Source organism: Protofrankia sp. CiP1_Cm_nod2 (assembly GCF_920664355.1).
Classification (GTDB): Bacteria; Actinomycetota; Actinomycetes; order Frankiales; family Frankiaceae; genus Protofrankia.
Map to the genome: position 1 here is coordinate 1 of NZ_CAKKTL010000132.1, position 14,178 is coordinate 14,178.

10 protein-coding genes are annotated in these 14,178 nt (G+C 73.0%); 8 read left to right on the plus strand and 2 right to left on the minus strand.

Features of this window, described 5'->3' with window-relative positions; translation table 11 throughout:
- The first annotated feature begins 167 nt into the window (after positions 1–167).
- The 4 genes from rodA to NBW84_RS15210 all read left to right on the plus strand — a co-directional run bounded on the left by rodA (position 168) and on the right by NBW84_RS15210 (position 7,651).
- Complete coding sequence (gene rodA / locus NBW84_RS15195; RefSeq protein ID WP_250285398.1) at positions 168–1,391, plus strand: rod shape-determining protein RodA; 1,224 nt, start codon at positions 168–170, stop codon at positions 1,389–1,391.
- A 157-nt stretch (positions 1,392–1,548) separates the two neighbouring features.
- Positions 1,549–3,612, plus strand: a complete 2,064-nt coding sequence (locus NBW84_RS15200; protein WP_250285399.1) for a TIGR03960 family B12-binding radical SAM protein — start codon at positions 1,549–1,551, stop codon at positions 3,610–3,612.
- Positions 3,596–4,357, plus strand: coding sequence for a TIGR03936 family radical SAM-associated protein (locus NBW84_RS15205; RefSeq protein ID WP_250285400.1), 762 nt, complete (start codon positions 3,596–3,598; stop codon positions 4,355–4,357). Before NBW84_RS15200 ends, NBW84_RS15205 begins: the two co-directional genes overlap by 17 nt.
- A 363-nt stretch (positions 4,358–4,720) precedes the next feature.
- The gene (locus NBW84_RS15210; RefSeq protein ID WP_445548726.1) at positions 4,721–7,651 is read left to right on the plus strand and encodes an Rne/Rng family ribonuclease; all 2,931 of its coding nucleotides are present in this window, start codon (positions 4,721–4,723) and stop codon (positions 7,649–7,651) included.
- 112 nt (positions 7,652–7,763) lie between these two features.
- Here the strand turns inward: NBW84_RS15210 and NBW84_RS15215 are convergent, their stop codons facing one another.
- Complete coding sequence (locus NBW84_RS15215) at positions 7,764–8,375, minus strand: MFS transporter (protein WP_250285401.1); 612 nt, start codon at positions 8,373–8,375, stop codon at positions 7,764–7,766.
- Positions 8,376–8,908: 533 nt separating this feature from the next.
- Between NBW84_RS15215 and rplU the strand changes: the two genes are divergently transcribed.
- The 4 genes from rplU to proB are packed head-to-tail and all read left to right on the plus strand — an operon-like array spanning position 8,909 to position 12,283.
- Positions 8,909–9,226: a 50S ribosomal protein L21 gene (rplU, locus tag NBW84_RS15220; protein ID WP_131766001.1), complete on the plus strand. Its 318-nt coding sequence runs from the start codon at positions 8,909–8,911 to the stop codon at positions 9,224–9,226.
- Between the two features lie 6 nt (positions 9,227–9,232).
- Positions 9,233–9,502 carry a 50S ribosomal protein L27 gene (rpmA, locus tag NBW84_RS15225; RefSeq protein ID WP_047222877.1) on the plus strand — a complete coding sequence of 90 codons (270 nt, stop codon included), beginning with the start codon at positions 9,233–9,235 and terminating at the stop codon, positions 9,500–9,502.
- A 49-nt stretch (positions 9,503–9,551) separates the two neighbouring features.
- Positions 9,552–11,168, plus strand: coding sequence for a GTPase ObgE (obgE, locus tag NBW84_RS15230; protein WP_250285402.1), 1,617 nt, complete (start codon positions 9,552–9,554; stop codon positions 11,166–11,168).
- Positions 11,165–12,283, plus strand: a complete 1,119-nt coding sequence (gene proB, locus NBW84_RS15235) for a glutamate 5-kinase (RefSeq protein WP_250285403.1) — start codon at positions 11,165–11,167, stop codon at positions 12,281–12,283. Before obgE ends, proB begins: the two co-directional genes overlap by 4 nt.
- A gap of 111 nt (positions 12,284–12,394) precedes the next feature.
- Here proB and NBW84_RS15240 read toward each other — a convergent pair.
- Positions 12,395–14,178 (minus strand): SbcC/MukB-like Walker B domain-containing protein (locus NBW84_RS15240; protein WP_445548725.1); only part of this gene is annotated, 1,784 nt, incomplete at its 5' end.

Here is a 14,178-nt window from a genome sequence, read left to right on the forward strand (position 1 = left end):
GTCGCGGCGGCGGCGCCCGCGGCGGTCCCGGGCGCGGTGGACGCCGCCGCCCGCGGGCCGCCCGCCGTCCCCGCGCATCCCGGGGCTCCTCCCAGCGCTGGTTCCGGCTGGCGTCGAGGGCTCCCGGGCCACCCGCTCTTCTATCGGCGATCATGGATGGAGGGTTCATGACGAGCCCGACGGCCCTGCGTTCGTCCCCGGTCCCACCGCGCGGCCGGATCGGCCAGCTGCGCGACCGGGCGTCGGGCCGGCACTCCCCGCTGCGCCGGCTGGACTGGCCACTGCAGATCTGTGTGATCATGTTGTCGGTGCTCGGGGCGCTGCTGGTGTGGTCCGCCACCCGGCAACGCGAGACCGAGAGCGGCGGCGACCCGCAGATATTCCTCAAGCGCCACCTGCTCAACCTGGCCATCGGGCTGGTGCTCGCGGGTGTGGCGACGATCGTCGACTATCGCATTCTGCGGGCATACGCGCCGTTCGTGTACCTGGGATCGCTGCTCGGCCTGGTCGCCGTTCTGCTGGTGGGCTCGACGATAAACGGGGCGCACTCCTGGATCGTCCTGCCGGCCGGTTTCCAGCTGCAGCCCTCGGAATTCGCCAAGGTGGCGCTCATCCTCGGGATGGCGATGGTTCTCGGGGAGAAACACGACGACCGCGACACCGGCATCCGGCTCAGCCCCGGCCACCAGGACGTCATTCTGGTGCTCGCGCTGGCGGCCGTGCCGATGGCGCTCATCATGATGCAGCCGGACTTCGGCACCGTCATGGTGTTCGTGTTCGTCATTCTCGGCATGCTCGCGGTCAGTGGCGCCCCGAGCAGGTGGGTGATCGGGCTTATTCTGTGCGGGATCCTCTTCGGCGGGGCCATCCTGCAGTTCCATCTGCTCAAGCCGTACCAGGAGGCGCGGCTGACCGAGTTCGTCCGGGACAACCAGAACACCTCGTCGACCGGCTACAACGTCGACCAGGCCATGACGGCGATCGCCAACGGCGGCCTGGCCGGCCGCGGCCTGTTCGGCGGGACGCAGACCCAGGGCCAGTTCGTGCCCGAGCAGCAGACCGACTTCGTCTTCACGGTCGCCGGGGAGGAACTGGGCTTTCTCGGTGCCGGCGGGGTCCTGGTGCTGCTCGGCGTGGTGCTGTGGCGGGCCCTGACGATCGCGTTCGACTCCGGTGACACCTTCGGTACGATGATCGCTACCGGGGTGGTGTGCTGGTTCGCGTTCCAGATGTTCGTCAACATCGGGATGACCCTGGGGGTCATGCCGGTGACCGGGCTGCCCCTGCCGTTCCTGTCCTACGGGGGGTCGTCGATGTTCGCCAACCTGCTGGCGGTCGGTCTGTTGCAGAACGTCCGGCTACGGTCCCGTTCAGACCCTTACGCCCTGTGATGACCTGGTGAGGCTGGCCCGGTGGATCCGCCGCTGACCGTGTTCATCGGTTGCCGGCAGTGTTCGGTGGTTGCCGATGGTGTTTGTCGGTCGCCGACAGCAGCCGTCCGTCGTCGGCCGTGTCGCTGGCCGGCTTGTGTGCCGTAGGCTCGCGGACATGTCCGGACAGTCGCTGTTCCCTCGCCTGGAACCGCTGTTGCCGCGGGTCCGCAAACCCGTGCGCTATCTCGGCGGCGAAGGAAATTCCCAGGTCAAGCCCTGGGCGGACGCGCTGGTTCGCTGGTGCCTGATGTATCCCGACGCCTACGAGGTCGGCCTTCCCAACCAGGGCGTCCAGATCCTCTACGAGATCCTCAACGAGCAGCCGGACGTCCTGGCCGAACGCACTTACTCGGTCTGGTCGGACCTGGAGGAGCTGCTGCGCGAGCACGGCATCCCCCAGTTCACCGTGGACGCCCACCGCGCGGTCGGTGACTTCGACCTGCTGGGGGTGAGCTTCTCCACCGAGCTCGGCTACACCAACCTGCTGACCGCCCTGGACCTCGCGGGCATCCCGCTGCACGCCGCCGACCGGGACGAGCGGCATCCGGTCGTCATCGCGGGCGGGCACGCGGCGTTCAACCCCGAGCCGGTCGCGGCCTTCGTCGACGCGGTCGTCCTCGGTGACGGCGAGCAGGCGGTCCTGGAGATCACCGATGTCGTCCGCGCCTTCAAGACCGCCGGCCGGCCCGGCGGGCGGGCGCAGCTGCTCCTGCGGCTGGCCCGGCGCGGGCTGGTCTACGTGCCGTCCTGCTACGACGTGGACTACCGGCCGGACGGCCGGATCCGCGCGGTCACCCCGAACCGTCCCGGGGTGCCGGCCCGGCCGGCCAAGCACACCGTGAGCAACCTGGACGCCTGGCCGTACCCGAAGGCGCCGCTGGTCCCGCTGGCGGAGACCGTCCACGAGCGGATGAGCGTGGAGATCTTCCGCGGCTGCACGCGTGGCTGCCGCTTCTGCCAGGCCGGGATGATCACCCGTCCGGTCCGGGAGCGCAGCATTGACACCGTCGGCGAGATGGTCGCCCGGGGCCTGGCGGCCTCCGGGTTCACCGAGGTCGGGCTGTTGTCGCTGTCCAGCGCAGACCACAGCGAGATCGGTGAGATGGCCAAGGGCCTGGCCGACCGGTACGAGGGCACCCACACCTCGCTCAGCCTGCCCTCGACCCGGGTGGACGCGTTCAACGTCACACTGGCCAACGAGTTCTCCCGCAACGGCCGGCGCAGCGGGCTGACCTTCGCCCCGGAAGGCGGCTCCGAACGGCTGCGCCGGGTCATCAACAAGATGGTCAGCGAGGAGGACCTGGTCCGCACGGTCAGCACCGCCTACGCCCAGGGCTGGCGGCAGGTGAAGCTGTACTTCATGTGCGGCCTGCCCACCGAGACCGACGAGGACGTCCTGGCGATCGCCGGCCTCGCCCGCGAGGTGATCAGGGCCGGGCGGCGGGCCAGCGGGCACCGCGACATCCGCTGCACGGTGTCGATCGGCGGCTTCGTGCCCAAGGCGCACACACCGTTCCAGTGGGCGGCCCAGGCCTCCCATGAGGTCACCGACGCCCGGCTGCGGCTGCTGCGCGACGCCATCCGCGGCGACCGGGAGGTGGGGCGGGCGATCGGTTTCCGCTACCACGACGGCCGCCCGGGCGTGATCGAGGGTCTGCTCGCCCGCGGTGACCGCCGGGTTGGCGCGGTGATCGAACGGGTATGGCGCGACGGTGGCCGGTTCGACGGATGGAGCGAGCACTTCTCCTTCGAGCGTTGGGAGAAGGCCTGCGCCGCGGAGCTGGAGCCGTTGGGGGTCTCCCTCGACTGGTTCACCACCCGTGAGCGCGACGAGCGCGAGGTACTGCCCTGGGACCACCTGGACTCCGGCCTCGACCGTGACTGGCTGTGGTCGGACTGGCAGGAGGCGCTGCGCGGCGCCGAGCTGGACGACTGCCGCTGGACCCCCTGCTACGACTGCGGGGTCTGCCCGGCCATGGGCACGCAGACCCAGATCGGCCCGACCGGCCGGACCCTCCTGCCGCTCGTGTCGACCGGGCCGGGCCGGACCGGTGGCCCCGGTGCCCCCGACGGCCCCGGTGCCCCCGACGGCCCCGGTGCCCCCGACGGACTCGGGAACCCGGGTGGCCCCGGCGCCTCGGACAGCGCCGGCAGGACAGCCGATGCCGCGGCGTCCTGAGGGCCCGCCCCCGCCACCGGTCGTCGCGCGGGTGCGGGTGCGGTTCGCCAAGCGGGGGCGGTTGCGTTTTCTGTCCCACCGGGATGTCGCACGGACCTTCGAGCGTGCCCTGCGGCGCGCGGGCGTCCCGATGGCGTACTCGGCGGGCTTCAGCCCGCATCCGCGCATCTCCTGGCTGGGCGCCGCCCCCACGGGCGCCGCCAGCGAGGCCGAGTACGTCGAGCTCGCCCTGGCCGAGCACCGCCAGCCCCGGGCGCTGGGGGAGGCGCTGGACGCGGCCCTGCCAGCCGGGCTGGACGTGGTGGCCTGCGCGCAGGCGGCCGCGACACCGCTGGCGGAGCTGGTGGACGCGTCGCACTGGTGGATCCGGCTGCCGGGTGTCGCGCCCACCGCGTTGGCCGCCGCCGTCGACGTGCTGCTCGCCCGTGACCTGGTGGAGGTGGAGCGGGTCACCAAGGACGGACATCGGCGCTTCGATGTCCGTCAGGCAGTGGTCTTGATGGTTTGCCGTGCGGAGAACGACACGTGTGCGATACTGGATACGGTTGTGCGGCACACGACGCCCGCCGTACGACCCGACGACATGCTGACCGCCCTCTGTGTGGTCGCCGGCCTCCGGCCGCCAGTACCACCCGAACCACTGCGGCTCGGGCAAGGTCGGCTGCTGGCGGATGGCACCGTGGCGGATCCGCTCATGCCGGACCGCGACGACGCGGGACGACTGGTCGGCCGAATCGATGCGTGATGCAGGGTGTCGCAGGATTCGCCGGTGGTACGCCGCCGGACCGAGACAGTGGTTCCTGAGCGGTCGCGACTGTGACAGCAGCGCGCCCGGGGACCCCGAGAGGCTTCATAACCCGTGCCCGAAGACATTTTGACAGGCTCCGATGAGACACTCATCACTCGTCCAGCGCCGAGACGGCGGCGCGCCGCCGGACGATCAGCCGGACCTCCGCCCGAGCTCCTGACCGGGAACGGGGCCGCAACCGCCGCTGACATCAGCGCGCAGGCCCCGGCCGGGTCACCCGAGCCACCCGGTACGCCGTTGCCACCGGACGAACCGGTAGCCGTCGGCGACGTGACCAGCGAGGACGTGACCAGCGAGGACGTGACCAGCGAGCCGGCCGCCGCGACGAACAATCCGCCAGAACCGGCAGCCGCGCTGTCGACGGCAGCGCCGTCGGCACCGGCTCGGCCGGCTCGGTCGGCTGAGCCGCCGGTAACAGAGCCGTCGGTAACGGCGGCGCAGCCGACGGCCGTCCAACCCACCGGTTCCGAGCGGTCGTTGCCGGCCGCGTCCGAGCCTGATCCGTCCCTTTCTGATCTTAGTGGTTCCGCGGCCACGCGGGCCGGCGGACCGCGGACGTCGGCGACCGGCGACGCCGCCCCGGCCGCGAAGCCACGGCTGCGCCGTGGCCGGGCGGTCACGGCGGTGACCTTCCAGGCGCCCGAACCCGCCGCGATCGAGCTGGTGCAGCGCCGCCGCCGTGAGTCCTCGCCACCTGCCAGCGACACCTTCTCGTTCGGTGCCGACAGGGTGAACGGGGACGCCGTGAACGGCTCCGGCGAAGTGGCCACCGCCGCGGCCGGCCCGTCTGCCGATACCGGTGGGGACCGGCGGTACGCGCGGTCCGGGCCGGGGTCGGCCGTTGGCGCCGGCCCGCGCGTCGACGAAGATCCCGAGCCCGAGCCGGAGCTCGCCGGATACACCGATGTCGACGCGCCGACGGCGGCCGATCTGGCGGCCGACGACGGCGACGGCGACGGCGACGGCGACGGCGGTTCGACGCGCCGGCGCCGCCGTGGCCGGCGGGGACGCGGCCGGGCTCGCGCCGACGAGGAGACCGACAACATCGACGAGCTGGACAGCGCCGCCTTCGACGGGGCGCCCGGCCGTCCCGACGAGGACGGCCTGGACAGCACACCCGGTTCCGGTCGCACCGGGGCCGACGACCCACGGCCGGCGGCGGACCGGGAGCCGGCGGACCCCGATGAGCCCGCGCGGCCCCGGGCCGGGCAGGCCGGCCCGGCCGGCGGGGCCCTTGAGGAGGACGAGGCGCTGTCGGGCACCTCGCGCCGCCGTCGCCGGCGCCGGCGACGCGACGGCTCCGGGTTCGTCGACGACGCCGCTCCCGACGACCCGCCGGTGACGGTCGTGCACGTGCGCGAGAGCCGGGCCCGCGACGACGAGGCCCGTCGGGCGAACGAGGTCCGCGGGGTCAGCGGCTCGACCCGGCTGGAGGCCAAGCGGCAGCGCCGGCGGGAGGGCCGGGACAGCGGCCGGCGCCGTCCGCCGATCGTCACCGAGGCCGAGTTCCTCGCCCGCCGGGAAGCAGTCGAACGGCGCATGATCGTCCGCAACGCCGGTGACCGCACCCAGATCGCGGTACTTGAGGACGGGGTGCTCGTCGAGCACTTCGTCACCCGGGCCAGTTCCTGGTCGTACGCGGGCAACGTCTACCTCGGCCGGGTCCAGAACGTGCTCGCGAGCATGGAGGCGGCGTTCGTCGACATCGGCAAGGGACGCAACGCCGTCCTGTACGCCGGTGAGGTCAACTACGACGCCAGCGGGCTCGACGGACGGCCCCGCAAGATCGAGCAGGTGCTGAAGTCCGGCCAGCCGATCGTCGTCCAGGTCAGCAAGGACCCGATCGGTCACAAGGGGGCGCGGCTGACCAGCCAGGTCAGCCTCCCCGGCCGCTACCTGGTCTACGTGCCGGACGGGCAGAACGCCGGGATCAGCCGTAAGCTTCCGGACACTGAGCGTGCCCGCCTGAAGGCGATCCTGAAGAAGATCACGCCGGAGGACGGGGGAGTGATCGTCCGGACCGCCGCCGAGGGCGCCAGCGAGCAGGAGCTCGCCCGGGACGTCGCCCGCCTGTCGGCCCAGTGGGAGGACATCTGCCGCAAGGCGGCGAAGGCCAGCGCACCGGCGCTGCTCTACGGTGAGCCCGACCTCGTGATCAGGGTGATCCGGGACATCTTCAACGAGGACTTCGCCGAGCTGGTCGTGCAGGGAGCGGGAGAGGCCACGATGATCGAGGACTACGTCGACATGGTGGCGCCGGACCTGCGTGACCGGGTCCGCCGGCATGCCGGCCGGGTCGACGTCTTCGACGAGTACCGGGTCGACGAACAGCTCGCCAAGGCCCTGGAGCGCAAGGTCTGGCTGCCCTCGGGTGGCTCCCTGGTGATCGACCGCACCGAGGCCATGACGGTCATCGACGTCAACACCGGCAAGTTCACCGGCAAGGGCGGCAACCTCGAGGAGACGGTCACCAAGAACAACCTCGAGGCCGCCGAGGAGATCGTCCGCCAGCTCCGGCTGCGGGACATCGGCGGGATCATCGTCATCGACTTTATCGACATGGTGCTGGAGAGCAACCGCGAGCTCGTCCTGCGGCGCCTGACGGAGTGCCTCGGCCGGGACCGCACCCGCCACCAGGTCGCGGAGGTGACCAGCCTCGGGCTGGTGCAGATGACCCGCAAACGGGTCGGCCAGGGACTGCTGGAGGCGTACAGCGAGCCGTGCGCGCACTGCGGCGGCCGTGGGGTGATCCTGCACCTGGACGGCGCGTCCGCGCCCGCGCGGGGCGGCGCGCCAGCCGACCCGCCGGTGCCACCGTCGTCGGCAGGCAGCGCGCCGTCGGGCGCGGTGGCAACGGCTGGCGCGGCATCGGGCGCCATCGCCCCGGATGCCCAGCCGCCCGGGGCGGCCTCGGCCGCTGCCGTGCCCCCAGCACCCGGCACCGAGCCCGCTGACAGCACAGCTCCCGGTACGGAGACCGTTCATGACGCGGCCGTTCATGACGCGGCCGTTCATGACGCGGCCGGCCACGACACGGCCGGCCACGACACGGCCGGCCACGACACGGCCGGCCACGACGGCCCGGCCAACGGCCCGGGGCCGTCGTCGAACGGATCCCGGTCATCGGGAGCGCGTGCCGGACGTCGGCGTGCCTCGCGGGCGGTCGCGCCGCCCCAGGAGAGCGCGCCGGGCGACCTGGAGACGGTCGGAGGCGCGGCCCGCGAGAGCTGACCGGTCGCGCACCGCGGGATCCTGGCCCGTGACCGGGATCCCCGGCCTGCCGTCGGCAGGGATTCTTCCGCCGGCGGCTTCCGGCTGCCGGTGTGGCTGCCCGGCCGTGGTTTCAGTGCCGGCCGGCGGACGCGTCCGCCACCGTCCGGTACGACCGCACCGGCTCCCGGCGGACGAAGTCACCCCGCTGGCGTTCGCGCAGCAGCGCGTCCAGGACGGCCCGGGACCGCTGGAGCGCGCCGTCGACGGCGTCGCTGGCGCGGTGGCTGTCCCCCATCTGCAGGGCGTAGGAGGCGACCACCAGCGCCTGGACGACGTCGTCCTGGGCGCAGAGGGTGTCGCCGTCTGAGTCGCCGTCGGGGTCGGGGCCGGGGCCACCGTCGCTCTTCTCGGCCTTCCCGCTCCTTGCGGCCCAGGTCCTCGCGGTTCCGCTCCTCGTGGCGCCGGTCCTCGTGGCGAAGCCGCCGGCCGTGGTCAGGCCGCGGGCCTGCACCGCGAGCCAGCACGCGGCGCCCGCCGTGCCCAGCGCCCACAGGGCGCGCAACGCGGTGGGAAGGCCGATCAGATCGTTGACGGCCACCCCGGTCACGGTCGTGATGACGACAGCGGACGCCGCGATCGTCGCCGACCGGCGCGGCGGGTCCGTGGCGTGGGCCGCGGCCACCAGCGGCCACCCGGCGGTCAGGACGGCGGCGACCGTCACAGCACCAGCGCTCCAGATCACGACCTGCCACCCCACCCACCCCACCGTGCACCCCCGTCTGGCTGGCGTTGCCGCGACGGCTGCCGGTCCGGGCAGCCACCCCCAGAGTGGATGGTTGCGTGCCCGTGAGCGGACCGCCATGGTTCATCCGTGCCATGGCGGGATGCGTCTGGTGGGTGGGTGTGGGCGCGTCCGCCGCGGGCCTGTCGCGCGGGCCGGCGCCGGGCCGGTACATGCCGTTCCGAGGCTTGCCGGCATTCCGGGGGCTTGCCGGTGTTCGAGGGGCTCGCCGGCATGGTGGTAATGTCGTGGCGGTCCGCGTCGGTGTCGGTGCGGCCGGCCAGCGGCCGGTTGAACGGCTGACCAGCGGCCGGTCCCGGCTGGCCAGCGGCGTTGTGGTTGGCCGACGGTGTTAAGGTAGTGCAATCAGGGCCGGGTGCGGGGTGTTTTCGCCGCGCCAGTCAGAGCCCCTGAGGGTGGCGGTGTCCGTCAGCGGTCGCGCCGTCTTGTCCTCGGGTGCTCCAACGCCCGTCCGACTTCAGCAAGGAGAACCGGTGTACGCGGTCGTGGCCAGCGGCGGCAAGCAGCACAAGGTCGCCGTCGGCGATGTCGTCGACGTCGAGCTCGTTCCGGGCGAGCCGGGTGCGGCCGTCAATCTGCCCGCTCTTCTGCTTGTCGACGGCGACGTGGTGACCCACGACAGGGACGCGCTCGCGTCCGTCGAGGTGACCGCCGAGGTCGTCGAGATCGTCAAGGGTCCCAAGATCAGGATCCACAAGTTCAAGAACAAGACCGGCTACCACAAGCGGCAGGGTCACCGCCAGAAGCTGACCCGCCTGCGGGTGACCGGTATCGAGACCGGGAAGGCCTGAAGCGACATGGCGCACAAGAAAGGCGCGAGCTCGTCGCGCAACGGCCGCGACTCGAACGCCCAGCGTCTCGGTGTGAAGCGTTTCGGCGGCCAGTATGTCAACGCCGGCGAGATCATCGTCCGGCAGCGTGGCACACACTTCCACCCTGGTGGGCAGGTCGGCCGCGGTGGCGACGACACGCTGTTCGCGCTGGCCGCCGGGCATGTCCAGTTCGGTACCCGGCGGGGCCGTCGGGTCGTCAACGTCATACCCGCCGAGGAGCTTCTGTCCGCCTGATCCAGGCGGGTGTTGCCGGTCGGCCGCGGTTGAGGAAAGCAGCGGTGCGGTGCCCACCTTCGTTGACCGCGTCGTCCTCCACGTCACCGCGGGTGATGGTGGGCATGGCTGCGCGTCGGTCCACCGGGAGAAGTTCAAGCCGCTCGGTGGGCCGGACGGCGGCAACGGCGGCCGGGGCGGTGATGTCATCGTCCGGGTCGACCCGGACGTGACCACCCTGCTGGACTTCCACTTCCACCCGCACCAGCGGGCATCTGGTGGGCGGCCCGGCCAGGGCTCCAACCGGCACGGCGCCGACGGCACCGACCTCGTCCTGCCCGTGCCGGACGGCACCGTCGTCCTGCGGCCGGACGGCGAGCAGATCGCCGACCTTGTCGGTGCTGGCAGCTCCGTGGTCCTCGCCCGTGGCGGGCGCGGCGGGCGGGGCAACGCCGCGCTTGCCTCCAGCCGGCGCAAAGCCCCCGGGTTCGCGGAGCTCGGCGAGCCGGGGGAGCAGCTCGACGCCGTCCTCGAGCTCAAGACCGTTGCCGACGTGGCGCTGGTCGGTTTCCCCAGCGCGGGCAAGTCCTCGCTGGTGTCGGTACTCAGCGCCGCCAGGCCGAAGATTGCTGACTACCCGTTCACGACGTTGGTGCCCAACCTCGGCGTGGTACAGGCCGGCGACAACGCGCCGTACACGGTGGCCGACGTCCCCGGCCTCATACCCGGCGCGAGCACCGGGCGCGGCCTCGGCCTGGAGTTCCTGCGCCATGTCGAACGCTGCTCGCTCATCGTCCACGTGCTCGACTGCGCCACCCTCGAACCCGGTCGCGACCCCCTGACCGACCTGGACGTGATCGAGTCCGAGCTCGCGGCCTACTCGACGGACCTGTCCGACCGGCCGCGCGCCGTCGTCCTCAACAAGATCGATGTTCCGGACGCCCGCGAGCTGGCGGAGCTGGTCACCCCCGAGCTCACCGCCCGTGGGCTGGACGTCCTCGCGGTGAGCAGCGCGACCCGCGAAGGCGTGCGGGCGCTCTCGCTCGCCCTGGCCGAACGGGTCGCCGAACATCGTGCCGCGCGGCCGCCGCAGGCGTTCCAGCGGGTCGTCATCCGGCCCCGCGCGGTTGACGAACCCGACTTCACCGTGCGTGCGCATGACGACGGGTTCGTCGTGGCCGGTGCCAAGCCGCTGCGCTGGGTCCGGCAGACCGACTTCAGCAACGACGAGGCGATCGGCTTCCTCGCCGACCGCCTCGCCCGGCTGGGGGTGGAGGCCGAACTCGCCCGGCTCGGCGCGGAATCCGGCGTGGCGGTCACCATCGGTGACGTCACCTTCGACTGGGAGCCGCAGCTGAGCCGCCGTGGCGGCCGGATCATCGATGATCATGAAGATGGGGCGGCCGGGCCGGAGTCGACCCTCGGCCCGCGGGGCAGCGACGACCGGCTGGTCACCTCCACCCGGCTGACCCGTGCGCAGCGGCTCGCCAGCCGGGCCCGCGGCCGCGAAGTTCTCACCGACCAGAACGCCGGCCCGTACGGCCCGGACATCACCGACGACCTTGAGGCCCCCGACCTTGAGGCTCCCGACATTCTCGACCTGGACAATCCAGGCGGCCTCGACCGTTCGGGCGGCCCTGACCGTTCCGGCAGCTCCGATGGCCGGGAGGACGAGCTCGAAGCGTGACAGACCGTGATTTCGTGCTGCGGGCCGACCGGGTCGTGGTGAAGGTCGGCTCGTCGTCACTGACCACCGCGGCCGGCGGTATCGACGGCGACCGCGTCGACGTCCTGGTCCGGGCGCTCCTGCCGCGGGCCGGCCGGCTGGTACTGGTCTCCTCGGGAGCCATCGCCGCCGGGCTCGCGCCACTGGGCCTGACCCGCCGCCCCCGGGACCTGGCGACCCTGCAGGCCGCGGCCAGCGTCGGGCAGAGCATGCTGGTGCACCGGTACGCGACCGCGTTCGGACGCGCCGGCCACCAGGTCGGCCAGGTGCTGCTCACCGCCACCGACGTGGTGCGCCGCACCCACTACCGCAACGCCCGGACCACCCTCGACCGGCTGCTGGAACTCGGCGTGGTCCCCGTCGTCAACGAGAACGACGCGGTGGCCACCCAGGAGATCCGGGTCGGTGACAACGACCGCCTCGCCGCGATCGTCGCGCATCTGGTCTCCGCGGACCTGCTGGTCCTGCTCTCGGACGTGGACGGCGTCTACGACGCCAACCCTCGGCGCGGCCCGGCCACCATGATCCGCGAGGTCCGGACGGACGCCGACCTCGACGGGGTCGGCACCCGGGGCACCGGCAGCGCCGGCGTGGGCGTCGGCGGCATGGCAACCAAGATCGACGCTGCCCGGATGGCGGCCTCGGGCGGGGTCACGACACTGATCACCTCGGCGGCGAACGCCGCCACCGCGCTAGCCGGCGCCGAGGTGGGGACGGTGTTCCACCCCAGCGGCCCGCGCCGCGCGTCCCGGCTGCTGTGGCTGGAGCACGCGACCACCCCGCAGGGCCGGCTGTTCCTCGACGACGGGGCGGTGAACGCGATCGTGAACCGGCGGGTGTCGCTGCTGCCTGCCGGGGTCACCAGGGTCGACGGCGACTTCGTCGCGGGCGACCCGGTGGACCTGGTCGACCCGTCCGAGCGGCCGGTCGCCCGCGGCCTGGTCGCCTACGACGCCACGGAGCTGCCCGGGATGCTGGGCCGCTCGACGTTCGACCTGGCCGCGGAACTCGGCTCCTCCTACGAACGAGAGATCGTCCACCGCGACGACATCGTGCTCCTCCAGCGGAGACCGTAGGCAGAAACCGTCGTCACCACGACGTTTTCCACCTACGGCTGCCGCCACCGTAGGTGGAAAACGTCACGGCGGCACCGGTTTCCACCTACGGCTTGCGCGTTGAGGGCCAGCTCAGATGGTGGTGCGTACGTGGCTGCCGTGGGGCTGTTTGATGACGGTGATCTGGGTGGGGATGCGCTGGCGCAGGTCCGCGACATGGCTGACGATGCCGACCAGGCGGCCGCCGGAGCGCAGGCTGTCCAGGACGTTCATGACCTCCTCCAGGCTGTCCGGGTCGAGGCTGCCGAAGCCCTCGTCGATGAACAGCGCGTCCATGGCCTGGCCGCCGGACTCGGCGGTGACCACGTCGGCGAGGCCCAGCGCCAGGGACAGGGCGGCCTGGAAGGTCTCCCCGCCGGAGAGGGTGGCGGTGTCGCGCCGCCGGCCCGTCCAGGCGTCCTCGACCAGCAGGCCGAGGCCGGCCCGCCGGCGCCGGTCCCGCCGCTCACCGCTGTCGTGGACGAGGGTGAACCGGCCGCCGCTCATCGCCGCCAGGCGTCCGCTCGCCGCCGCCGCGACCTCCTCGAGACGGGCGGCGAGGACGAAGCTCGACAGCGGCATGCCGTGACGGTTGCCACCACGGCCCGTGGCCAGCTCGGCGAGGCCGCGCAGTTCCGCCGCGGCCTCGCGCAGCGGTGGTACCGCGGCGAACGCGGCGGCGAACGCGGGCACCAGGTCGGACAGCCGCCGGGCCCGGTCGCCGGCGCGCGCCGCCTCGGTGAGCGCCGCTTCGTGCCGCTGCCGGGCCGCGAGCGCCTCCGCCTCCCGTTCGGCCACCGGTGCCGGTGTGTCCGGATCAACGGCCAGCTGGGGGCTGGCCAGCTGCGAGCGCACCGTGACAAGATCGTCGCGATAGGCCGTCAGACGTGCCTCGGTGCCGAGGATCCAGCCTTCCTCCCGGCAGGCGGCCTGGGCCGCGGCCACGTCCGGGAAGCCGGCGTCGTGGGCGTCGTGGCCGGCGCCGGTCGCGGCGCGGCGGTACTCCTCCTCGGCCAGGGCCGTGGCCGAAGCGGCCGCGTGGCAGTCGGAGTAGGCGTCGGCGAACTGGGCGACCTCGCGTTGGCGGGCGGCCAGCCGCCCGACGTCCCGCAGCTCCGGCGGCAGGCTGGCCCGCTGCCGTTCGGCCCGGGCCCGGCACTCCTGCGCTCGGGTGCGGGCGAGCTGCTCACCGGCGGTGTGGCCGGCCAGGTCGGCCGTGGCCCGGGTCTCCTCCTGACGGGCCCGCTCAAGCGCCCGTTCGGCGGCCGGGAGGTCGTCGGCCTGCGCGGCGAGCGCCTCGGCCCGGTCCGCCAGGCCGGCCGCGGCCTGCTCGAACACGTCGACGGGGAGCACAGCGGGCAGGTCGGGGCCCGCGGGCAGCTCTCCCAGCCGCGCGACGCCGACCACGGCGTCGTGGTCCACGGGCCTGTGATCGACGGTCCTGTGATCGGCCTGGCCGGCGGAGCCGTAGGTGGCTCCGTGGCCGGCGCTCCCGTGGCCGGTGGCTCCGTAGGCGGCACCGTGGCCGGTGGCTCCGTGGCCGGCGGAACCGTGGCCGGCGGAACCGTGGTCGGTGGCCCTGGGGTCGTGGTGCCCGGGGGGTGTGCGGTCGGTGCTCCCACGGTCGCTGGTGTCGTGACCGGCGATGTTGCCGCGCGCATCCTCGCGGTCGTTTTTCTCGTCGTTCCCGCCGGGGACGGGGTCGGCCGCGCCCAGTATGGTCACCGTCGCGAACGCCCTGACGGGGCGGGGCGGCCCGCTGGCGACGTCCTCGGCGGGCAACGGGCCGCGCGGCGTGACGGACTCGGCGCGCGCACCGCCGGCCGGACCCACCGCGGTGACGTCCACCACCGACGTGACATCCACCACCGGCGTGT

Bases quoted from the DNA above. Each gene is read 5' to 3' on its own strand.
- rpmA (WP_047222877.1), top strand. From the start codon at position 9,233: ATGGCGCACAAGAAAGGCGCGAGCTCGTCGCGCAACGGCCGCGACTCG.
- NBW84_RS15205 (WP_250285400.1), top strand. From the start codon at position 3,596: ATGCCGCGGCGTCCTGAGGGCCCGCCCCCGCCACCGGTCGTCGCGCGG.
- NBW84_RS15200 (WP_250285399.1), top strand. From the start codon at position 1,549: ATGTCCGGACAGTCGCTGTTCCCTCGCCTGGAACCGCTGTTGCCGCGG.
- rodA (WP_250285398.1), top strand. From the start codon at position 168: ATGACGAGCCCGACGGCCCTGCGTTCGTCCCCGGTCCCACCGCGCGGC.